The sequence below is a fragment of the Erythrobacter sp. Dej080120_24 genome (genome assembly GCF_036322605.1).
Taxonomy (GTDB): Bacteria; Pseudomonadota; Alphaproteobacteria; order Sphingomonadales; family Sphingomonadaceae; genus Erythrobacter; species Erythrobacter aurantius.
This window is the reverse complement of record NZ_AP027262.1, coordinates 2,181,435-2,204,054: the sequence shown is the minus strand read 5'-3', so window position 1 is coordinate 2,204,054 and position 22,620 is coordinate 2,181,435. Positions and strand designations below refer to the sequence as shown.

The window sequence follows — 22,620 nt, the reverse complement described above, 5'->3', positions numbered from 1 at the left end:
GCCCGCGTCAGGCAATCGCGCTCACCAGCCACACCTTGCAGCCGAGCATCACGCCTTTATCCGGCTGATAGTTCCGTTCGAACAGCGCAAGCATATCGGCCGATGCTGCTGCACGGATCGCTTCGGGTTGTTCCGCCAGCACCCTGCCGACACCGAGCGAAGACAGCACGAAACGCACAGCGTCCTGAGGCGAAGTCCCCGCGCCGCCGATGGCTTGCAGCCCTTCGTAAGTCTCGACATCCATCATGCCGAAACCGCCAGCGTCGAGCACTTCGGCAAGGTAGCCGAGATCCTCGAACGCGAACGGGCCGGGTGCGCGCGGTTCTGCGGGCGGCACTTCGACATGGGCGCGGACGACGCCCATCATCTCCATCATCCACGCATTGTCGCGCGGCGGCCCCCATACCGCGAGATCGATCCGGCCCTTCGGCTTTACCATCGCACGGAGGTTGGCGAAGGCGCCATGCGGGTCTTCGAAGAACATCGAGCCGAACCGCGAATGCAGCCTGTCGAAAGGCGCTCCATCGGGCTGCGCAGTCGCCGCGTCAGCGCACACGAAGCGCGCATTGGCAATGCCTACTGCCTCCGCCCGCCGTTCCGCTTCGGCCACCAGCATCGGGGCGATGTCCACGCCCACTGCCTCGCCATCCGGGCCAACTGCCCCGGCAATCGCGCGCGTCGTCGCGCCGCCGCCGGGACCGATGTCCACGACCCGTTCACCCGGAGCATAGGCCGCGCGTGCCAGCAGTGCCTCGCCAATCGGGGCGATCATCGCTTCGAACCGGTCGAGATTGGCCAGCCACCGCTCGCCCATTTCGCCTGCCCAGTCTTCGCCCTTCAGCGGCTCCTGCGTTTCCGACCCCATCAGAAGTGGATCGCCCGGCCGTATGCGTCGAGCACGCTTTCATGCATCATCTCGGACAAGGTCGGGTGCGGGAACACGGTCTGCATCAGCTCCGCTTCGGTTGTCTCGAGCGTCTTGCCCACGGTGTAGCCCTGGATCAGCTCGGTCACTTCCGCGCCGACCATGTGCGCGCCCAGCAGTTCGCCGGTCTTTGCATCGAACACCGTCTTGATGAAGCCTTCCGCTTCACCGAGCGCGATCGCCTTGCCGTTGCCGATGAAGGGGAAGTTGCCGACCCTCACCTCGTAACCGGCATCCTTCGCCTTGGCTTCGGTCAGGCCGACGCTGGCGACTTGCGGATGGCAATAGGTGCAGCCCGGTATCGCATCGCGATTGAGCGGGTGCGGGTGCACATCCTTGTTGCCCAGTTCCTGCGCGATCGCTTCGGCACAGGTCACACCTTCGTGGCTGGCCTTGTGCGCCAGCCACGGGCCGGGCGTGCAATCGCCGATGGCCCACAGCCCCTTGGTCTTGGTCCGGCAATAAGGGTCGATCTGGATGAAGCCTCGATCCATGTCCGCCAGCTTGTCGATACCGATGTTCTCGGTGTTGGGGACGATCCCGATGGCGACGATGACATGGCTGAACTCGGTCGTTTCGACCTTGCCTGCCTTGTCCTTGATCTTTGCGGTCACGCCGCTTGCGCCGACCTTCAGGTCTTCGACCCCGGCGCCGGTCATGATGCCAATGCCCTGCTTCTTGAGGCTCTTTTCAAGGAAGGTGGATACGTCCGCATCTTCCACTGGCACGATCCGGTCGAGCATTTCGACCACCGTCACATCAACGCCCATGTCGTTGTAGAAGCTTGCGAACTCGATCCCGATCGCGCCCGATCCGATCACCAACAGCTTCTTGGGCATTTCGGGCGGCACCATCGCATGGCGATAGGTCCATACGCGCTTGCCGTCAGCCGGCGCAAACGGCAGATCGCGGGCGCGGGCGCCGGTGGCGACGATCACGTGCTTGGCAGTCAGCTTCTCCTCGCCCTTGTCGCCCTTCACCGTCAGCGAAGTCGGACCGGTCAGCGTGCCCTCGCCCATGTGGACGGTGATCTTGTTCTTCTTCATCAGGTGCCCGATGCCCTGATTGAGCTGCTTTGCCACCCCGCGCGAACGCTTCACGATGGCATCCAGATCAGCCTCGATACTGCCCGCGACCTTCAGACCATAGGATGCCGCGTGATCCATGTAATGCTTGATCTCGGCCGAACGCAGCAGCGCCTTGGTCGGAATGCAGCCCCAGTTGAGGCAGATCCCGCCGAGGTTTTCGCGCTCCACGATGGCGGTTTTCAGGCCCAGCTGCGCACATCGGATCGCGGCGACATAGCCTCCGGGTCCCGAACCCAGCACGATGACGTCGTAAGTGGCTGACATTACTCGATATCCCTCCGTGAAACCCTACAGGATGGAACACATGGAACACTGTCCTGAAGGAAAAAACTCGTCCCCCGCACTATCCCCGCAAAGGTGTGAAGATCAACCGGGAAGCGGTAAAGTTTCATGAGCCATCCCATCGCATTTCAAACGCGAGTAGGACAGCCATTGTTGCCAGCCTATGCGATGGTGCCATCAACCCGTCGCGGGCGGTCATCATCGTCCAGCAGTACGAATTTGAACGTGCCCCGCGAAACCTTGGTTACAGCTTCGCCGTTGCGTTCCCGCCCTTCGCCTTCGGCAAGGATGGTGAGCGAAGTGTTGCCGGTGGCGATCACGTGACAATAGACGGAAAGCTCATCCCCCACCTGCATCGCGCCCGGAAAGGTGAAATCGGTGGCGTGGACCACCACCGCCTTGCCCTTCCCCACACGGCTTGCCAGCGCGCCTGCGCCCAGAGCCATCTGCGCCATCAGCCACCCGCCGAACACTCCGCCATAGGGATTGAGATCGGTCGGCATGGCGGTGGCGCGGATCATGAGTTGGGGTTCAGTCATAGACGGGCTCCTCCCGGAAACGTTCGACACATAGCCACCACAGAAGACCGCAAATGAGCCCCATCAAGCCAAGGCCCGCCGTTCCCCGGGGCTCAAATCCGCCCGCGAGAAGGATCGACAGCCCGATCCCGACGCAAAGCCCGATAATCGCCAGCCATAGGCTGCGAGGCTGCGGCAGGTGCCCACCGAAAATCAGCATCGGTACGGCCAGAAATGCCCCCGCAGGAAGCGCGAAAATGGCGGTGTAGGCAAACACCAGTTTGAACACCGTAGGGCCGTCGAACATGCTGTTTTCCGGGCGCAAAGCCCACTCGAATGCTGCAAGGAACAGGGCGGCAACGATTGCAATCAGTGGCACGCTGAGCGCGGCCCGTCCGCCAAGGTTCAAGCGATTTGCCTCGTTCATTTCGGACTATTCCGCATGGGACGGATGATCCAGAACCAGCCCAAGACACCGAACGTCGCCGCAGCCAGAAACGCCGGTACGCCCAGCACGATCATTCCCTCGGCATCGCCGATCACGAAACTGGCAAGCAGCATCATGATTCCGGCAAGAACAACAATCATCGCCAGAGTCGTCGGGGACGCCGCCAGATGGCGGTGCGACATCCAGAACACCAGCAGCGCCACGGGCAAACCAATCGCAAAACTTCCGGTCAACGAACCATAGAGCATTATCTCCCTCGAACCGGGAGCGACGCTATCTCCGCCCGAAATCTCCGAGAAGGCCAAGAGGTATGCCCATGCAATCAGCGCGGCGACAATAGCTATGATCATCGCCTTGCCGAAAACGGCCAGCGTCACACCACTAGACCCATCGGGTTTTCGATCAGGCTGCGGAACTGGTCGAGCAGCTTGGCACCGTCCACACCGTCAATCGCGCGGTGATCGAAGCTGCCGGTGACGCTCATCACCGTTGCCACCTGCAATTCGCCATCGACGACATAGGGACGTTGTTCGCCCGCACCCACCGCGAGGATCATCGCCTGCGGCGGGTTGATCACCGCATCGAACTGTTTGGTACCGAACATGCCGAGGTTCGACAGCGATGCCGTGCCGCCCTGATACTCATGCGGTTGCAGCTTCCCGTCGCGCGCCTTGCCAGCCAGCTCCTTCATCTCGGTCGAGATTTCGGCGAGCCCCTTGCGCCCGGCATCGCGGATGATCGGCGTGATCAGGCCCGAAGGCGCCGCCACCGCCACCGAAATATCGGCGCGGGTATACTGGTGCATCACATCGCCCTGGAAACTGACGTTGCACTGCGGCTCACGCTGCAAGGCTCGGGCGAGCGCCTTGATGATCAGATCGTTCACCGACAGCTTGACCCCGTCAGCCTCAAGACTGTCGTTAAGCTGCTTGCGCAGCGCCAGCAGCGGATCGAGCCGGACATCGACGGTGAGGTAGATGTGCGGGATGGTCTGCTTCGCCTCGGTCAGGCGGCGCGCGATGACCTTGCGCACATTGTTAAGCTTGATCGCCTCGAACGGCGCATCGTAATCGTTGGCGGGGGCAGCCGGTGCAGCCGCCGGGGCGCTTGCGGGCGCAGCCGCGCTTGCGGCGGGTGCCGGAGCGGCAACGCTCGCCGAGTCGAAATCTTCGACATCGGCTTTGACGATGCGGCCGTTGGGGCCGGATCCTGACACGGCAGAAAGATCAATGCCCTTCTGTTCGGCAATGCGCTTTGCCAGCGGAGATGCGATCACCCGGCCGCCACTTGCGGCAGGAGCCGCAGCGGCGGGTGCGGCGGGCGCAGGCGAGGCACTGCCGCCTCCGGCCTCGATCACGGATTCAACATCGCCCTTGGTAATCTTGCCATTGGGGCCGGTGCCTTCGATGCTGCCCAGATCGACACCGTTGGCTTCAGCCAGCCGGCGTGCCGTGGGCGTGGCGGCGGGGCCTTCATCGCGCGTGGCAGGTGCTGAAGCAGCAGGAGCCGGTGCGGGAGCGGGTGCGGCTGTGGGTGCGGCATCCGCTCCGCCCTTGCCCACTGCGTCCACATCTTCGCCCTCTTCGGCGAGAATCGCGATCACTTTGCCGACGGCGACATTTTCCGCGCCGTCCTCGATCAGGATGGCGGCCAGCGTCCCTTCGTCGACGGCTTCGAACTCCATCGTCGCCTTGTCGGTCTCAATTTCGGCCATGATATCGCCCGAAGAGATCGTGTCTCCGACCTTCACCAGCCATTTGGCCAGGGTGCCTTCCTCCATCGTCGGCGAAAGGGCGGGCATTTTGATTTCAATTGCCATGAGCTGCGCGATACTCCCGTCTGTGCGTGCGATTTGGCTTGTCGGGGCCACGTTTATACAGACCTGCGGCAGGAGCAAGGGTGCAGCGCCGCTTGCTTTTGAATGTTTTTGACAGGATATCTGCGAACGGGTCGAATTAACGGCGAAAGAAGCAGATGCGCACATTCCTCGTGATCATCGATGAAACCGATGAAGCGCGCGCCGCGCTGCGGTTTGCCGCGCGCCGGGCCGTGCAGGTGGGCGGTGCGGTGCATATTCTGGCTCTGGTGCCGCAGCAGAACTTCAGCGCGTTCGGCGGGGTTCAGGCAACCATCGAAGAGGAAGCGCGTGATCGGGCGGAAATGCTCGCGCATGGCGTGGCGGGCAATCTGCTAGCCGAAAGCGGCATCATGCCGACGATCTCGGTGAAGATCGGCAATGGCCAGAAAATCGTCAGCGAATTCCTCGAAGGGCACAGCGAAGTGGCAGCATTGGTGCTGGGCGCGGCCAAAGGGACAGCGCCGGGACCGCTGGTGACATATTTCGCAGCGCAGGCGGGCAATCTGCCCTGCCCGCTATACGTCATCCCACATGACTATGACGAAAAGGACAGCGATCACGAAGCGTGATCGACGCCGCTATTTGCGACGGCCCTGATGGCGGATGTTGCCAGGGCGGCCGCGTTTGCCGACGGTGAATTTCCCCGCCTTTTTGGGCTTGCCACCCGGTTTGCGGTAACGCGGCGCAGGCCGCGCGCCCCTTGGCTCGATCGCATTGCCATCGGCATCCACCGGCACGAATTTGAGCGCTCCGGTTAGCGCATTGGCCTCCGCCAGCTTCAGCTTGAGCCTGTCGCCCGCCGCATAGGTTGTACCGGTGTCTTCCCCGATCAGCGCCTGAGCCGCCTCGTCATGGCGGAAATGTTCCGCGCCGAGTGTCGACACCGGGACCAGCCCGTCGCCACCCAGCCCGACAATCGTGGCGAAAAAGCCGAAGCCTTGAACTCCGGTAATGCGTGTGTCGAACACCTCGCCTACCCTGCCCGAAAGCCACGCGGCGACATAGCGATCGATAGTATCGCGCTCCGCCTCCATCGCGCGCCTTTCGGTCTGGCTGATCGCGTCGGAGACTTCCTGCAGGCTCTTGCGGTCCTTGTCCGACAGCCCGGTGGTGTCCGGCAGTGAACCCGGCGGCTTGGGCTGTTCGAGCTTGTAAGCATCGACCAGCGCGCGGTGCACCAGCAAATCGGCATAGCGACGGATCGGCGATGTGAAGTGGGCGTAGGAGCCCAGCGACAAGCCGAAATGCCCCGCATTGGCCGGCCCATAATAGGCCTGCGTCTGGCTGCGCAGCACCGCTTCCATCACCTGCGCCTTTTCCGCTTCGTCGGTGATGTCTTTCAGCATGCGGTTGAACAAGCCGGGGGTCACAACCTGACCCAGCGCCAGCTTCTTGCCTAGCGTCGCCATGTAATCGCGCAGCGCGATCAGCTTTTCCCGGCTCGGCGGTTCGTGGACGCGATAGACGACTGGATGGGTCTTCGCCTCCAGCGCACGAGCGGCGGCGACATTTGCAGCGATCATGAAATCCTCGACAACGCGGTGCGCATCGAGCCGTTCGCGCACGGCGATCTCGGCAATCTGCCCTTCCTCGTTCAGCACGACGCGGCGTTCGGGCAGCTCCAGTTCCAGCGGATCACGCTTGGCACGCGCTTCGGCCAGCAGCTTCCACGCGCCCCACAGATTGGTCAGGTGTTCGGGTGCATCGCCCGCATCCACCGCAGCCTGAGCATCCTCATAGGCGATATTGTGATGAATGCGCACGATGGCGCGGGTGAAGCCGCGGTTCTCGACCTGCCCTGCGGCGTCGATATGCAGGTGGCACACCATCGCCGCGCGGTCCTCACCTTCGCGCAAGGAGCAGACATCGGCAGACAGCACCTCGGGCAGCATCGGCACCACGCGGTCGGGGAAATAGACCGAGTTGCCGCGCTTCCGTGCCTCGCGATCCAGCGCGGAGCCTGGGCGCACGTAGAACGAGACATCGGCAATCGCGACGACGGCGTTGTAGCCGCCCCTGCCATCGGGCTCCGCCCAGATCGCATCGTCGTGATCCCGCGCATCGGCAGGGTCGATCGCCACGATGGGGAGGCTCCGCAGATCCTCGCGCTTGTCCTGCGACAGCTTGAGCCGCACTGCCGCCTCGGCTTCTTCGTGCACCGCGTCTCGGAAGACGTGCGGAATGCCGTGCTTGGCAATCGCAATCAGGCTGAAGCTCTTTGGAGCAAGCGGATCGCCCACCACCTCGACAACCTTGACGCCCGAACGTTCGGAGCGGCCAGTGCGTTCGGCCAGCACCAATTGCCCTTCCTCCGCGCCCATCAGGTCGCTGATCGGGGAGGAATTGCGCACCCGTTTGTCCACCGGGGCAAGCCATGCCTTGCCCGATCCGTCAATCTCGACGACGCCCATCAGCCCTTCGGTGCGGGCGGGCAGTTTCTTCATCGGATAGGCGACCCATCCGCTATGCGTTTCCTCGGTGCGGGAAAGGATGCGGTCGCCGCGTTTCAACGCCGGGGCGCGCTTGCCACCCTTGCCCTTAATCTCGCGCACGGTCAGGCGCGGGGGCTTTCCGGGGGCATCGGGGGACCAGTTGTCCGGCTCGGCAATCGGTTCGCCATCCTCGATCGCCACGACGCGCAGGACGGTGACTTTTGGCAGCCCTCCCATGCGGTGAAACGCGGTTTTCTTGCCGTCGATCAACCCTTCTTCGGCCATGTCCTTGAGCAGCGCCTTGAGCGCGATCTTTTCCTGCCCTTTCAGGCCGAACGCACGCGCGATCTCGCGCTTGCCAGCGGGGATCTCACTGGACTGGATGAAATCGAGGACCTGTTGCTTCGATGGCAAGCCCTGCGGAAGTTTGGGGGATTTTGGCATTGCTGATCCCCTACCCCTTCAACCGCTAGCGTGAAAGTAATTACTCCGGCTGCTCCACCGGTTCGAACGCCCCGCCGGGGACCGCGCTGGAGACGGGTGAACAGAATTCGCCATTGCAGGCGGCTACTCCGAACAGCCAATCGTCACCACGCTTTCCGATGGAAATTGACCTTTCTTCGCCCTCTATCCGACGTGGATTGGCTTCATACTCACGCCCAACATACGTAACGATGTTTGTGTCATCGCCCCAATGCGCTTCATCGGTGCGGCGGCTAACGACAAGAAATTGACGTCCGCCTTTGGGTACAGTCCACTTCACTTCCGTATCCAGTCGCACCGCCGCATCCGCAGTCACACGTGGCGGCATCGGCGCCATCGCCTGATGGTGCAGCGCGCGCACGTTCAGCATGCTGGCGCGGGTGAGGTAGTCGAAATCGAGCTCGTCCACCGTGTCGCCGTATTTGATCCCGTCCTCGGTCCGCAGGTCCTGATGCTGATGCTCGTAATCCTCGACCGCCACGGTGACGCGCACCGCCGGGTATCCGCGATCAAGGAAAGGGATCTGGTCCCCACCCCTCCCCATGCGGTCCGTCCGCCAGATTTGTCGCACCTGCATGCCGTCTGGATATTGTGCAGCCAGATCGGCGAGCCAGCGTGAGAGGTTGCGGCCCGGGGAATCGTTCTCCCCGCCAAAGCGGCGCTGCTGCGCGCGAAGCCGCTCAGTGGAATCGGCCCGCAATCCCTCGGAGAACACGCGCACATGCTCGGCATCGCAGAAACCGTCCGATCCGCACGAATTGCCGATCATGTCGTTGTTGAGCACGGCCTTCACTGTCATGCCCTGTTCGCCGACCCAATCGGCCAGCAGGCCTGCGCCGATCAGCCCCTGTTCCTCACCCGAAAGCAGGGCGTAAATGATGGTGGACGGATATTGCCGCTGTGACAGGATGCGCGCCGCCTCAAGCACCATGACGCTGCCCGAACCATCGTCATTCGCTCCGGGCGCGTCGTCCACACCGTTCATTACATCGCTGACGCGGCTGTCGTAATGCGCCTGCACGATGATCACTTCATCGGGGCGCTCGGTTCCGCGCTGGATCGCCACGGCGTTGCGCACCAGCGTCGGCGCGGGAATCCGGCGTCCGTCGGCTTCTACAACGCGGCCCACGGGAAGCACTTCGAGGCAGTCCCCGCACCTGGCCCCGATCCGCCCGAACTCCGCCAGCGCCCAGTCCACCGCCGCACCGATACCGCGATCCGGATCGCTCTGGGTCGAAAGCGTGTGGCGCGTGCCAAAGCTGACGATGGTGTCCATGTCGGCGCGCAGGCGCTCCTCGGAAACCTCGGGGCCGGGATCGGTCGTCCCCTTGTCCTGAGCGGCAAGAGGGGCGGAGATGAAAGCTGCAAGCAGCGCAATGCGTTTGATCATGCCCCGATGTCGCAGGGAGCGACAGGCAGATCAATAGGCGCGAGCCACCAATATGCGCTCCACCGCAGGTGCGCCGGTGAATATGCAGGTTCCATCAGCCGGTTCGCCATCACGCGGCACGTTGCGGATGGTCAGCTTCTCGCCCTTGAGCTGCTCGACCACCTTTTCCAACGCATCGCCGGTCGGCTTGGCCCATTGCACTTCGACCCAGCCCGGATACTTGCCATTGGAGGCGAAGAAATCGGTGACTTCGCTCCACTGCGTCAGACCGCGTGTGATATTGGCATCGCGGCGGGCGCGGGCTTCTTCGAACAGCCCGGTCTGGATTTCCTCCAGCAGCGCAGCGGCAGCGGACACGAATTCATCACGCGGGGTGAAGTGCATGTTGGGCTTGCCGTTGTCGGCATTCCACAGGCGGTCGCGGCGCAGCATGGCGACCTTGCCCTCTTCCATGTCGCGCGGGCCGACCTCGATGATGACAGGCGCGCCCTTGCGAACCCAGTCCCACCTTTTGGCGGTCGCCTTGCCGGGGGTCTTGTCAAACATGACGCGCAGCTTTTCGCCCATGCTCCATTGATCGGCCAGAGCGGCGCGCAGTTCCTCGCAATAGGCGATGACAGCATCGTCTTCGGGCTTGTCGCGCAGCATGGGCAGGATCACGATCTGGTGCGGAGCAATCCGGGGAGGAACGCGCAGGCCGTCGTCATCGCCATGGGTCATCACCACGCCGCCGATCATGCGGGTGGATGTGCCCCAGCTGGTGGTGTGGCAATATTGCTGGGTGCCTTCGCTGTCCTGATACTGGATGCCCGCAGCCTTGGCGAAATTGGTGCCGAGATAGTGTGACGTGCCAGCCTGAAGCGCCTTGCCGTCCTGCATCATCGCTTCGATTGACCAGGTTTCGTCCGCGCCGGGGAACCGCTCGTTCTCAGGCTTTTCACCCGCGATCACGGGCATGGCGAGATCTTCTTCGACACAGGCACGGTACATTTCCAGCGCACGGTGCGTTTCCTCCAGAGCTTCCTCGCGCGTGGCGTGGGCGGTGTGCCCTTCCTGCCAGAGGAATTCGCTGGTGCGCAGGAACATGCGGGTGCGCATTTCCCAGCGCACGACATTGGCCCACTGGTTGAGCATCAGCGGCAGGTCGCGCCAGCTCTGCACCCAGCGCGCCATGGCATCGCCGATGATCGTTTCGGAGGTCGGGCGGACAACAAGCGGTTCTTCCAGCTTCGCCTCGGGATCGGGGATCAAACCGCCCTTCCCGTCTGCGATCAGACGGTGGTGGGTGACAACCGCCATCTCCTTGGCAAAGCCTTCGACATGCGCGGCCTCGCGCTCGAAATTGGCGAGCGGGATGAACAGCGGGAAATAGGCGTTGGAAACACCGGCGGCCTTGATCCGGTCATCCATCAGGCGCTGGACGCGTTCCCAGATGCCGTAGCCCCACGGCTTGATCACCATGCACCCGCGCACGCCCGATTCCTCCGCGAGGTCGGCTGCGGCGATGACTTCCTGATACCACTTGGCGAAATCGTCTTCGCGCTTCACATTGAGCGCGTGGCGAATGTTTGACACGGGTAGTTCCTGCTTTGGGGCTTGATTTGATGCAGGCGCAAGTGGCGCTATTTGCTCAGATCGTCCAGCTTCTTTTGCATCGCCGCCATCTGTTCCCGCAGGGCGGCAATATCGTCATTCGAAGTCTCTCGCGGCGGCGGTGCGGAACGCTTCGAGGCAGCACCGGGCATAAATGTTTCCGCCGCAGCGCGCATCATCGCCATGTTGGTTTCATGGATTGCGGCAAGCGGATTGTTCGACAGGCCCTTTTCAAAAGCTTCCCGAATTTTCGCCTGGTTCTCGCGGAAATTCGCCATGCTCGCTTCAAGATAGCTTGGCATCAGCGCCTGCATCGAATTGCCGTACATGCCGATCAGTTGGCGCAGGAAGCTCACAGGCAGCATCTGGCCGCCGTTCGCCTCTTCATCCATGATGATCTGTGTGAGGATCGAATGGGTGATGTCGTCACCGGACTTCGCATCGTAGACTACGAATTCGACATTCTCGCGCACCATCTTGGCGAGGTCTTCCAGCGTAATGTAACTGGACGAGGCCGTGTTGTAGAGCCGCCGATTGGCGTACTTCTTGATGATGATCGTATCGCTGGATACGTCCCCGGCGGTTTCGGATGATTTGCGTGCCATGTTTTGTCCCGATGCGACTTTTCTTGCCTTTTAGCACTTGCACAATGTGCAGCGCAATAACGGGGGCAATTTTGTTCGCAGCCGCAATCAGTGACGCAGGCGGCGTCCGATTGTGGTGAGCAATTCATATTGTGAAACAGAGCTTTGCCGCGCAACATCGGGCAGATTGAACGGAACCTCGAGCCAGTCCCCCTCTTCCAATCCCGGCGCATTGGCGAGATCGACGACAATCATGTCCATCGAAACCTTGCCGAGGATAGGCAGTTCGCGCCCCCCATGCTGCAGCACTCCGCCCGGCCCGCGAGCGCGCAGAAAACCGTCGGCATAGCCGATGGAGACCGTTGCCACCCGCATCTCACGATCGGCGGTGAAGGTGCAATTGTAGCCCACGCTTTCACCCTGGCCGATAGTGCGCGTCTGGATGATGGCCGCTTCGATTGAGGCGACCTGCCGGATGGCATCTTCCAGTTCCGGTCGCGGAATGCCGCCATAAAGCGCTAGGCCGGGGCGGGTCAGGTCGAAAGCGTAATCGGGGCCGAGGGCGATCCCAGCACTGTTGGCGAGGCTTGCGCTTTTGTGCTGCACCAATGGCAGGCAGGCGCGGAACGCTTCAAGCTGCCGGGCATTCATCGTGCTGTCTTCGTCGGCGCTCGCAAGATGGCTCAAGAGCGTGTCGATGCTAAGCGACTGGATTACCGAGTCCGACAGTTGATCCGGCGACACGCCGAGCCGGTTGATCCCGGTGTCGATCATCAGATGGCAACGTCCTCCGCCCCGCGCGATCCATCGTTGGGCCTGATCGAGCGAATTGATCACCGGGACCACGCCCGTTGCCATCGCGTAGTCGGCATCCGCATCGCGCAGCGGCCCGTGCAGCACCGCAATCTGCTCTGGCGAGACATGACGGATGACCTCCGCGACTTCGCTCCAGTGCGCTACGAAAAATTGGTCGCACCCGGCATCGCGCAGGATCGGCACGCATGTGTCCGCGCCAAGGCCGTAACAATCCGCCTTCACCGCCGCAGCTGCCCTCGCCGCGCCCGACATCGCATCGAGAGCACGCCAGTTTGCACCCAACGCGTCATCGTTGACCGTCAAACGCAGGCTTGCAGGCGGGGCCGAGGTTTCGTGCATCAAATCAGCCTTAGAGCACTCAATCGCGGGTTGCAGCAGCGTTCTTCCACCCGGCGAGCGCATCAGCGTAGCTGTCGGGCAGGATACGATAGCTCGCCAGATAGCGTTCGCGAATATCCTCGGGCAGCTCCCACTCCGGGCGGAAGTGAAATTCGAGCGAGGGATGGGGCGCCTGCACTTCGGACCATATTCCTGTCAGGCGAGCGAATGACCCGCTGTAGAGGATTTTGAAATACTCAGCCTGATCATTCGTACAGGCTGCCAGTCGGAGCTTGATCACCGAACTTGGCTTGGTCTGAGGTAAATATTGATCCTTCGGCGTTTCCTCAGCCGAATTGACAATCTCAAGGTATGGCTGCGCATCAAGCGTTCTGCCCAGACCCAAATGCGCACAGGCTAGAATCCACGCAAATTCACGGTCGCTGCCGCTGATCTTGTAATTGCGGGCATCCTCCTGAAAGGCGCGAAATTCGCGATAGGCGGGTTCCAGCAATTCCACAGCTTCGCGATACTGGCCCGATTCAGCCAGAAACGCGGCCCTGTTTATCTTCGTATTCAGCAAGTGTTGGTTTGTATCGGGAGTGGCCGCGATGAATGCCCCGAGCTGCGCCGCTGCTTCCGCATCCCCGGATGCGTGGGAGGTAATCGTCGCGCGCGCCAAAGCGACCAGCACTCTTTCGAAATCCAGGCTTCTGCGCCGCAGCATCCGTTCGGTGCCGAGGCGGGCTGCCTCTGCTTCCAGCAATCCAAGAGCCTCTTCGAAATAGCCGATCTTGGCGAGTTCATAGGCTGCGCCCCTGACCTTGTCAGTCTGGCCGCTGGTAATTTGCCTGAAGGCTGTTTCACTTTCACCCGAAAGGGCTGCGTTACGAAGATCGGCGCGCAATTTCCCGAGATCGCTTCCCCACTTGGCCTCGGCCACTGACCAGACTGGTTCAGCTTCGCGCAACGCTAAGAAGGTCAGCGCCTCGGACACCGTCCGGATTTCATACGCAAGTCCGAACTTGAATTCATCGATGCAAACCGTGGTGACGGCAAACTTTCCGCTTGTGTCGAAACTGGTGCGTACTCTCTCAAGCGGTTTGCCTACGTCGATAGCGAAACTTGGAATGCCATCGCTGCAATACTGCCGGTAATCCGCCAGCATCTCATCGGGAATTTCCAAAGGAGGTGGCCGGTCTTGAGCAACGGCGGGAGCCGCGCCAAGCAACCCCCACCCCAGCACGAGCAAACCGGCCATTTGGCTCGAGTTCAAACTCAGATTTCCTCGTCCGAAAAATCCCTCGGTGGGCCGCTGGGGATGCCCCACCATGCGACCACCACGCCAAAGGCGACGACGCCCCACGTGTACCATAGTCCGGAGTAGATATCCCCCGTGCTCGCCACGATGACCCCGGCGATAAGCGGCAGGAACCCGCCGAGATATCCTGCACCGATGTGATACGGGATCGACATGGACGAATACCTGATCTTCGGCGGGAACATCTCGGAGAGCAGCGCCGCTACGGATCCGTAAGTCAGCGCAGAAAGCATTCCGAGACCCAGCAAGATCCCGATAATCCCGGCGATATTGCCGAGGCTCGGTTCCTGCTTGGAAAAGTCGAACCCGAACTCGCTGAGCGCGGCATGGATGCCCTCAGTGCGGGCGGTGCCACTTTCGAACCACAAGGGATCAATCGCGATCGGATTGCCAGCTGCCGAAAGCGTCAATTCCTCACCCGGCGTGAGCGTATAGGTAACGCCGGACGCTGTAAGCGTGCCGAGAATCTTGCCGCAGTCGGTCTGATCACGGTCGAACAGTTCGGCAAAAGGATCGGTCACGCATTCCGGCCCGCTTACTGTGATCGGCGTGCGCTCTGCCGCCTCGGCCAAAGCCGGGTTGGCGAGGCTTCCCAGCCCCCAGAAAGCGGGGAACAGCAGCACGAGCGTCGCCAGCGCTCCGATAATGATCGGCAATTTGCGCCCCACCTTGTCTGACCATTTCCCGATCAGGATGTAGAATGACATGGCAATGCCGCCAGAGATCAGCAGGATCAACTCCACCGTCAGGTCTTCGACATGCATCGGCCCGCGCAGGAAGCTCATTCCGGAGAAGAATGCGGTGTACCAGATTGTCGTCAGAATGCCGGTGACACCGAACAGTGCGACGAAAATGCGCTTCTTGTTGCCGGGGTAGGTGAAGCTTTCGACAAAGGGATTGCCCGAGGTTTCCCCGGCTTCCTTCATCGCCTGGAATACGGGGCTTTCAGACAACATCAATCGCATCCAAAGCGAAATCGCCAACAGGATGATCGACAGCAGGAACGGCACGCGCCAGCCCCATGCCTCGAAATCCTCCGCCGGGATCAAGAACCGGCAGGCCAGCACCACGATGATCGAGAGGACAAAACCGCCCGCCACGCTCGCCTGGATGTAGCTGGTGTAATACCCGCGCTTGTCCGGCGGGGAATGTTCCGCGACATAAATCGCCGCGCCGCCATATTCACCGCCCAGCGCAAGCCCTTGAAGCACGCGCAGGATGATCACGATGATCGGCGCGGCAACCCCGATGGTGTCGACCGTGGGAATGAAACCGACGCCTGCGGTGGCAATGCCCATCAGCGTCACCGTGACGAGGAAGGTATATTTGCGCCCAAGCTTGTCACCCAGAAACCCGAACAGGATCGCGCCGATAGGCCGGAAAGCAAAGCCTACGGCAAAGGTCGACCATACCAGCAGCAGACCCAGCGTCGGATCATCGACGTCGTAAAACGCGTCCTTCAGGATGTAGGCGAGCGTGCCGTAGATGAAGAAATCGTACCACTCGAACACCGTCCCAGCGCTGGATGCGCCGACGACAAGGCGGATTTCCTTGGCCGTCGGTTCCCGGTCGGCCAGCGCCGCTGCTTCGCTTTGTGCCTCTGCCATCTGGCGAATATCCCCGTTTTCGCGTCCGTGTTGCCCGGACTTATGCAAGCATGAACCTGCAGTCCTAGCCGCTGTTCCCGGCTTGGGAAAGCGCATCGAGCGCCGCTCTCCACGGCAAGAGGATTGCCTCATGCCGGGCCGGATAGGCGCGGGCCGGTTCGATCAATTCCAGCCGGGGCAGCGCCGGGGCAGGTCCCTCGCCTGCGATCCAGCGATCCATTGCGCCCATCTGGTCTTTGATTTCCTCAGCCATGCGGCCTTTCGCATCCGCGGCGAACAGCGCTGCGCTTGCCTGACCCACGGCGCACGCAGCCACTGCCATTCCGATCCGCCGGACCGCCCCGGCGTCATCGATTTCAAGGCCGACACGCACTTCGCTGCCGCAAGTACGCGATTTGGCGTAGCCCTTAGCCGGGAAATCAGTGTCTAACGGGTAGGCTGCAAGCTCCACCGAAAGCGCAAGGACGCTGGGGGTGTAGAGCTTTGCTGCGTTTCCACTTGCGGCCTCGGGCATCACTCGCCCGCTTCGTTTCGCGCGTCTTCCTCACGAAGCAAACGCTCGCGGCGCTCCGCAATCATCTGCACCAGTTCACGGGAGAACGCATCGGCTGCGGGGTAGGTGCGCGCCAGCGTGATCCAGTCCGGGCGGCCTTTGTAGCCCCAAACGGTATCAAACCCGAGGACGAGCACCGAGAATGCAAAGACCACAATCATCGCGCCCTTGATTGCCCCGAAACCAAAGCCGAGGACACGGTCAATCGGGCCAAGGATCGAGCCGCGCGAAGCCTCGCCCACATTGCCCGCGATGACCTTCATCGCGGCATAGGGGATCAACAGCAAGATCGCGAAAGAGAGGACGGAAGTGGCGGGATCGGCATCATAGTAATCGCGCAAGAATTCCGTCAGCGGGCCGTGCAGATAGTAGATCGAAAATGCCGCGAGGATCCATGCCGCAAGGCTAAGCACCTCTTGCACCAGGCCGCGCAAGAACCCGCCGATCGCGGCGACCGAGACGATGAACAGCACGATGATGTCGAAACCCGTCATGGGAACAGGGGCTTATTGCGTGCCCATCACTCGGTCAACGAGGTTGGCGAGCTGGTTCACCGCACGGTAAGTCAGCGTCGACGAGCCGCCTCCTGCATCGGATGAACGGGTGTCTGACGGGCCGTATCCTTGCGCGAACCCCAGCTTCGCGGCTTCCCGCAGCCGCAATTGCGAATGCGCCACCGGCCTGACCTCTCCGGCTAGTGAAATCTCGCCGAACCAGACTGACTTGTCGGGCAAGGCGCGATCCGCAAGGGCTGAAACCAATGCAGCAGCAACCGCGAGATCTGCGGCGGGATCGGACAGGCGATAGCCGCCCGCGATGTTAAGATAGACCTCGGCGGAAGAAAAGTTCAGTCCGCACCGCGATTCCAGCACGGCCAGCAGCATGGCAAGCCGCCCACTATCCCAGCCAACCACCGCCCGGCGCGGGGTCGCCCCGGATTGCAGGCGCACAATCAGCGCCTGAATTTCCACCAGCACCGGCCGCGTGCCTTCCAGCGCCGGGAACACCGCGCTCCCGGCCAGCGGTTGATCACGCCCGGAAAGGAACAGCATCGAAGGGTTCGATACTTCCTCAAGCCCTTCGCTCGCCATCGAGAACACGCCGATTTCATCGACAGCGCCAAACCGGTTCTTGAGCGCGCGCAGGATGCGATACTGGTGGCTGCGCTCCCCTTCAAAGCTCATCACCACATCAACCATGTGTTCCAGCACCCGCGGCCCGGCGATGTTGCCGTCCTTCGTCACATGGCCGACGAGGACAAGAGCGCAGCCGCTGGATTTGGCGTATCGGATAAGCTCAAGCGCACATCCTCGCACCTGGCTGACCGTTCCCGGCGCCCCTTCGATCGTGTCCGAATGCATGGTCTGGATCGAATCGATCACCAACAAAGCGGGCGGTTCGCCCTGCCCCAGCGTCGTGAGGATATCGCGGACCGAAGTCTCCGAAGCGAGACGGATCGGAGCGTCAGCCACTCCAAGCCGCTTGGCCCGCAGCCGCACCTGACCTGCGGCCTCTTCCCCGCTGACATAGACGACATCATTCCCGCCGCGCGCGATAGTGGCAGCGGTCTGCAGCAGCAGCGTCGATTTCCCGATACCCGGATCACCACCCATCAGGATCGCCGAACCAGGAACTATGCCGCCGCCCAGCGCGCGGTCGAATTCGGCGAGCCCGGTGGATTTGCGCACGGGCAATTCCGCCGGGCGGTTCAGCGGCACAAATTGCAGCGCCCGCCCTCCGCTGGACAGGTCATGCTTCTGCGAAAACACGGTCGCCGGAACATCTTCGGTCAGGGTGTTCCATTCACCGCAATCGCCGCATTGCCCCTGCCACCGGGGCGAGACGCTGCCGCAATTGGCGCATACAAAACGCTTTTTTACCTTTGCCATCGGCGCGAGATGTAACCAGAACAAATGCTGAACGCAATTGCATATTGGGAGACTTGCACAGTAGGATCAGTATCATGCGCCAAAAGGAACTCAGACTTGCACTGGTATGCTACGGCGGGGTCAGTCTCGCGGTGTACATGCATGGTGTCACCAAAGAGATATGGCACCTTGCCCGCGCGAGCCGTGCCTATCACTGCCCCGGTGGCGAGGTGCTGGAAGGGGTGACAGGGGTCTATCGCGATTTTCTGGAAGAAATCGAAAAGACCAGCCATCTGCGCCTCCGGGTGCTGCCCGATATCCTCACCGGAGCAAGCGCGGGTGGGATCAACGCGGTGTTTTTGGCTCAGGCGATCCATTCCGGGCAAAGCCTCGAGCCTTTGACTGACCTCTGGCTGGAAAACGCCGATGTCAGCGAGTTGATGGACCCGGAGGCGCAGCCAGTCTGGCGCTATGCCAAATTCTGGGCACAACCGATTGCCGAATGGTTCCTGTCGCGGCCCGGCAACGCGGTGACCGAAAGCGTATCGCCAGAAACCCGGCATGAAGTTCGCACCAAGGTCTCCAATCTGGTGCGTGGGCGCTGGTTCAATCCGCCGTTTTCGGGGTCGCGCTTTTCAGAGATGCTCTACGAAGCGCTGGAAAGCATGGCTGACACGCCGGCAGGCAAGCCGCTGCTGCCGCCGCTTCACCCAATAGACCTGTTCGTCACCGCGACCGATTTTCGCGGACATCCCGAAATGCTTCGGCTCAATTCCCCTTCGGTGGTTGAGGAGACTGAACACCGGATGCCAATTGATTTTCGCGGCATAACGCCTGCTGATGCCGGTGCCGGTATTGCCGATCCGCTCGAACTGGTACTGGCTGCGCGTTCCACCGCGAGCTTTCCCGGTGCATTTCCCCCGCTCGTTATCGACGAGATCGACAGACTTGCCGCACAAGCGGGGCACCATTGGGAAAGCCGCGGCGATTTCCTGGCAAGGATCATGCCCGGCCATGTTCGCAAGGGAACGGTCGAAAGCGTCGCGCTGATTGACGGATCGGTGTTGGTCAACGCCCCGTTCGGCGCGGCGCTTTCAGCGATCGAAGCGCGAACTTCGCAGCGTGAGGTCGATCGCAGGTTCGTCTATATCGAACCCCGCCCGATCCGCCGGAACGAAAACGACGAAGCCGCATCCCGGCCGGTTGGCTGGTTCGGCACGATCTTCGGCTCGCTTTCCACCATCCCACGCGAACAACCGATCAGGGACGACCTTGAACGGATTGAGCAGCGCTCAAAGGACGCAGCGAGCCTGAAGCGCATCGTCATGGGGTTGCGACCGGAGATTGACCGCGCAGTCGAAAAGCTGTTCGGGCATACGTTCTTTCTCGACAGCCCGACACCAAAACGCCTCGCGAACTGGCGCGCAAAAGCGCAAGACGCCGCTGCGCAGAGGGCAGGCTACGCCTTTGGAGCCTATGCCCAGACCAAATACAGCGCGATTATTGATCGCTTGGCGCAGCTCACGCATTCCGCCGCTCCGGAACTTGCCCTCGCCGATTGCGCGCCCATCGCCAACGCGCTGCGGCACGAGTTGGAGCACCGGGGGCTGACTACCCTTACCGACGAAAGCGGCGGCGCGAACGCGGCGGCGATCGGATTCTTCCGCGCGCATGACATCGGATTTCGGGTGCGCCGTCTGCAATTGCTCGCCCGGCGATTGTCCCGCGATTGGGAAGTCGATCCGGAAATTCCCGACGACGCTCTCGATGTGGCGCGCGGGCGCATTTACGAAATCCTTGCGCTCTATCGCAGGGCCGATGACAACGCGATCCTGGGCGCGAAGCTCGGGGATGGATTCCGGGCACTTGCCCGCCGAGTGCTCGAGGAACCCGGCCAACTACTCGATTTCCTCGCTGAGCGGCGGCTGCTGCCGGAACAGGATCTCGAAGCGGAGCGGATGCTTGCCGATGCACTGGCCGAAATGCCGCGAAACCTGAAGCGGCGGATGCTGCTGACCTATCTCGGCTTCCCGTTCTATGACGTAGCCACTCTGCCGTTGACCCGGTCGGAAGGTCTGGTGGAATACAACCCGGTCAAGATTGACCGGATATCGCCAGAGGACGCGCTCTCGATCCGCGAAGGGGGAACGCAGTCAACCTTGCGCGGGATCGAATTCTACAATTTCGGCGCGTTCTTCAGCCGCGCCTATCGCGAGAACGACTACCTTTGGGGGCGCCTGCACGGCGCGGAGCGGATGATCGACCTTGTCGCATCCACCGTGGAAGGCGGCATTCCGGGCGAAATGCTTCGCCGAACCAAGCATGAGGCGTTCCTCGCCATTCTGGACGAAGAAGCCGAAGCGGGCCGTTGCGGGATGGGCCTGATCGAAACCATCCGCAGCGAAATAGAGCAGAAATTCGTCTAGTCAGCGATTGCTGCGCTGTTCCAGATCGCGGTCACGAAGGCATCGGGTCCGATAAAGCCCTCCCCGCGATTAAAATCGGCGAGCGGCTTGGCCGCTACCGCCTGTTCCAGCGTCATGCCTTGCGCGCGCAGTTCTTCGACCCGCGAAACAGCCTTCCCGATCATCTCGCGATAGGCCACCAGTTCGGCCTTGTTCGACATCGGACCGTGGCCGGGAATGACCTTGGTTTCATCATTGATCATCGCGATCACGATATCGAGTGATCGCATCGCAGAGTAGACACTACCGCCCGAACCTACATCGATGAAGGGATAGCCCGGGATCTTGAAGTAGAGATCGCCCATGTGGACGATATTGTCCTCATCCCAGAACACCACGCTGTCGCCGTCGGTGTGGCCGCCGCCCAGGAACATCAGATTGATCGTGTCGCCGTTCAGGTGAAACCGCAGGCCTTGCGCATATGTGACGACGGGCAAGGCTTCGGGTGGCGCAGGAGGTGTGCTGTTGCCGGCTGCCTCTCCTCCGGCCTCCATCCGCACCCTGACATTGTCGTGCGCGAAGATCGTCGCGCCGGTTTTGCCGAAATTCTCGTTCCCGCCGGTGTGATCGAAATGCCAATGCGTGTTCACGACATACTTCACCGGAGTCGCGCCAAGGTTGGCAATCGCACGCTCGATCTTTTCGGAAAGCGGAGCAAACTGATCGTCGATGATCAGCGTCGCGTCCTCGCCATGGCTCACGCCGATATTGCCCCCGGCGCCGAACAGCACGGCGACACCCGGAGCAATCTCCTCGGTCTTGATCTCGACATTGTCGAAATTGCGCTGGGCAATGGCAGGTGTTGCAAGCAGCGTGGCAGCGGCCAAGCTTGAGGCAATGCGGCGGGCGTGGATCATGGCTCTCTCCCGGAAACGTGGCGTATGCCTACGCCTGCGGTCCGGATGTGTCGAGCCTCAGGCTCCGAAGGCATCCTTGAGCTTTGAGAAGAACCCCTTGCTCTCCGGGCATTCGTCGCCGGTTTCCGTTTCGCGGAAAGCCTCGAGAATTTCTTTCTGCTTGCGGCTCAGCTTGGTCGGGGTTTCTACCATGATCTCGACCACCATGTCACCGCGTCCGCGCCCTTGAAGCACGGGCATGCCTGCCCCGCGCACTCTCAGTTGCTTGCCGGACTGGATCCCCGCCGGAATGTCGACCGAATTGGTGCTGCCGTCGAGATCGGGAATGTCCACGCTGCCGCCCAGTGCGGCGGTGGTGAAGCTTACCGGAACCCGTGTCGCCAAAGTCGTGCCTTCGCGTTCGAACAGCGGGTGCGGCTTGACGTGGACGAAGATGTAGAGATCACCCGGAGGCGCTCCGCGCTGGCCCGCCTCGCCCTTACCCGACAGGCGGATGCGCGTCCCGGTGTCCACACCGGGAGGAATTTCCACCGCCAGTTTCTGAATCTTGTCTACCCGGCCTTCGCCGCGACAATCGCCGCAGGGGTCTTCAATCACCTGACCGCGCCCGCCACAGGTGGGGCATGGCCGCTCGACCACGAACAGGCCCTGCTTCGCGCGCACGGTCCCGTGTCCGTGGCACAGATTACAAGCTCGCTCAGCCGTACCGGGGGAAGCGCCCGAGCCGTCGCAGCTGTCGCAAGCGGTCGAAACCTCGATTTCGATTTCGGTGGATTTGCCGTGGAACGCCTCGTCCAGCGTCACATGCATGTCGAAGCGGAGGTCCGCGCCGCGCCGCTGTTGCTGGCGACCACCACCCATCCCGCCACCAAAGGCGCTGCCGAAGATGGTTTCGAAAATGTCGCCAATATCGGCAAAATCGGATTGGCCGCGACCGCCGAAACCGCCACCAAAACCGCCTCCGCCGCCATTCATGCCCTGAGTAAAGGCATCATGGCCATAACGATCATAGGCGGCGCGTTTTTGCGGGTCCTTCAGGCATTCATAGGCCTCGCCCAATGCCTTGAACTTGGCCTCTGCCTGAGCGTCACCGGGGTTGCGATCTGGGTGCCATTTCATCGCAAGCTTGCGATAGGCGCTCTTGATCGTCGCACCATCGGCATCGCGCGATACTTCGAGAGTGGAATAATAGTCGGTCTGGGTAGCCATTATCG

Annotated in this window: 20 protein-coding genes; 2 read left to right on the top strand and 18 right to left on the bottom strand. The window is 61.8% G+C overall.

The window, feature by feature from the left end; genetic code table 11:
• Positions 1 to 7: 7 nt before the first annotated feature.
• The 6 genes from AABA34_RS10550 to AABA34_RS10525 form a co-directional block, all read right to left on the bottom strand.
• Complete coding sequence (locus tag AABA34_RS10550) at positions 8 to 865, bottom strand: class I SAM-dependent methyltransferase (RefSeq protein ID WP_338302572.1); 858 nt, start codon at positions 863 to 865, stop codon at positions 8 to 10.
• Positions 865 to 2,277, bottom strand: a complete 1,413-nt coding sequence (gene lpdA, locus AABA34_RS10545) for a dihydrolipoyl dehydrogenase (RefSeq protein WP_338302571.1) — start codon at positions 2,275 to 2,277, stop codon at positions 865 to 867. The genes AABA34_RS10550 and lpdA overlap by 1 nt, the downstream gene beginning before the upstream one ends.
• 179 nt (positions 2,278 to 2,456) lie before the next feature.
• Positions 2,457 to 2,834 (bottom strand): acyl-CoA thioesterase, encoded by a 378-nt coding sequence (locus AABA34_RS10540; RefSeq protein WP_338302570.1) that lies wholly within the window; start codon positions 2,832 to 2,834, stop codon positions 2,457 to 2,459.
• On the bottom strand, positions 2,827 to 3,240 hold the full coding sequence (locus AABA34_RS10535; protein WP_338302569.1) for a hypothetical protein: 414 nt from the start codon (positions 3,238 to 3,240) through the stop codon (positions 2,827 to 2,829). Before AABA34_RS10535 ends, AABA34_RS10540 begins: the two co-directional genes overlap by 8 nt.
• Entirely contained in the window at positions 3,237 to 3,638 is a 402-nt protein-coding gene (locus AABA34_RS10530; RefSeq protein ID WP_338302568.1) for a hypothetical protein, read from the bottom strand. The genes AABA34_RS10535 and AABA34_RS10530 overlap by 4 nt, the downstream gene beginning before the upstream one ends.
• The gene (locus AABA34_RS10525; RefSeq protein WP_338302567.1) at positions 3,635 to 5,080 is read right to left on the bottom strand and encodes a 2-oxo acid dehydrogenase subunit E2; all 1,446 of its coding nucleotides are present in this window, start codon (positions 5,078 to 5,080) and stop codon (positions 3,635 to 3,637) included. The genes AABA34_RS10530 and AABA34_RS10525 overlap by 4 nt, the downstream gene beginning before the upstream one ends.
• A 155-nt stretch (positions 5,081 to 5,235) precedes the next feature.
• On the opposite strand from AABA34_RS10525, the gene AABA34_RS10520 reads away from it, so the two are divergent.
• Positions 5,236 to 5,688, top strand: coding sequence for a universal stress protein (locus tag AABA34_RS10520; RefSeq protein ID WP_034954052.1), 453 nt, complete (start codon positions 5,236 to 5,238; stop codon positions 5,686 to 5,688).
• 9 nt (positions 5,689 to 5,697) lie between these two features.
• On the opposite strand, the gene rnr is transcribed toward AABA34_RS10520, so the two are convergent.
• The 10 genes from rnr to radA form a co-directional block, all read right to left on the bottom strand.
• Positions 5,698 to 7,995 (bottom strand): ribonuclease R, encoded by a 2,298-nt coding sequence (gene rnr / locus AABA34_RS10515; protein WP_338302566.1) that lies wholly within the window; start codon positions 7,993 to 7,995, stop codon positions 5,698 to 5,700.
• A gap of 40 nt (positions 7,996 to 8,035) precedes the next feature.
• Positions 8,036 to 9,424, bottom strand: coding sequence for a M28 family peptidase (locus AABA34_RS10510; RefSeq protein WP_338302565.1), 1,389 nt, complete (start codon positions 9,422 to 9,424; stop codon positions 8,036 to 8,038).
• Positions 9,425 to 9,454: 30 nt separating this feature from the next.
• Positions 9,455 to 10,999, bottom strand: a complete 1,545-nt coding sequence (gene proS, locus AABA34_RS10505; RefSeq protein ID WP_338302564.1) for a proline--tRNA ligase — start codon at positions 10,997 to 10,999, stop codon at positions 9,455 to 9,457.
• A gap of 47 nt (positions 11,000 to 11,046) precedes the next feature.
• The gene (gene phaR, locus AABA34_RS10500) at positions 11,047 to 11,622 is read right to left on the bottom strand and encodes a polyhydroxyalkanoate synthesis repressor PhaR (RefSeq protein ID WP_338302563.1); all 576 of its coding nucleotides are present in this window, start codon (positions 11,620 to 11,622) and stop codon (positions 11,047 to 11,049) included.
• 87 nt (positions 11,623 to 11,709) lie between these two features.
• Positions 11,710 to 12,756, bottom strand: a complete 1,047-nt coding sequence (alr, locus tag AABA34_RS10495; protein WP_338302562.1) for an alanine racemase — start codon at positions 12,754 to 12,756, stop codon at positions 11,710 to 11,712.
• A 19-nt stretch (positions 12,757 to 12,775) separates the two neighbouring features.
• A complete protein-coding gene (locus tag AABA34_RS10490; RefSeq protein WP_338302561.1) occupies positions 12,776 to 13,921 on the bottom strand; it encodes a hypothetical protein in 1,146 nt (381 codons plus the stop codon).
• Positions 13,922 to 14,013: 92 nt separating this feature from the next.
• Positions 14,014 to 15,663 carry an MFS transporter gene (locus AABA34_RS10485; protein ID WP_338302560.1) on the bottom strand — a complete coding sequence of 550 codons (1,650 nt, stop codon included), beginning with the start codon at positions 15,661 to 15,663 and terminating at the stop codon, positions 14,014 to 14,016.
• A 64-nt stretch (positions 15,664 to 15,727) separates the two neighbouring features.
• Entirely contained in the window at positions 15,728 to 16,177 is a 450-nt protein-coding gene (locus AABA34_RS10480; protein WP_338302559.1) for an iron-sulfur cluster assembly scaffold protein, read from the bottom strand.
• Positions 16,177 to 16,710 carry a CvpA family protein gene (locus tag AABA34_RS10475; RefSeq protein WP_338302558.1) on the bottom strand — a complete coding sequence of 178 codons (534 nt, stop codon included), beginning with the start codon at positions 16,708 to 16,710 and terminating at the stop codon, positions 16,177 to 16,179. The genes AABA34_RS10480 and AABA34_RS10475 overlap by 1 nt, the downstream gene beginning before the upstream one ends.
• 12 nt (positions 16,711 to 16,722) lie before the next feature.
• Positions 16,723 to 18,105, bottom strand: a complete 1,383-nt coding sequence (gene radA / locus AABA34_RS10470; protein WP_034954041.1) for a DNA repair protein RadA — start codon at positions 18,103 to 18,105, stop codon at positions 16,723 to 16,725.
• A gap of 74 nt (positions 18,106 to 18,179) precedes the next feature.
• Here radA and AABA34_RS10465 point away from each other — a divergent pair, with 74 nt between their 5' ends.
• Complete coding sequence (locus AABA34_RS10465) at positions 18,180 to 20,510, top strand: patatin-like protein (protein WP_338302557.1); 2,331 nt, start codon at positions 18,180 to 18,182, stop codon at positions 20,508 to 20,510.
• Here the strand turns inward: AABA34_RS10465 and AABA34_RS10460 are convergent.
• Positions 20,507 to 21,406 (bottom strand): MBL fold metallo-hydrolase, encoded by a 900-nt coding sequence (locus AABA34_RS10460; protein WP_338302556.1) that lies wholly within the window; start codon positions 21,404 to 21,406, stop codon positions 20,507 to 20,509. The two genes, AABA34_RS10465 and AABA34_RS10460, sit on opposite strands and share 4 nt — an antisense overlap.
• Positions 21,407 to 21,463: 57 nt before the next feature.
• The gene (dnaJ, locus tag AABA34_RS10455; RefSeq protein ID WP_034954786.1) at positions 21,464 to 22,615 is read right to left on the bottom strand and encodes a molecular chaperone DnaJ; all 1,152 of its coding nucleotides are present in this window, start codon (positions 22,613 to 22,615) and stop codon (positions 21,464 to 21,466) included.
• Positions 22,616 to 22,620: the final 5 nt, after the last annotated feature.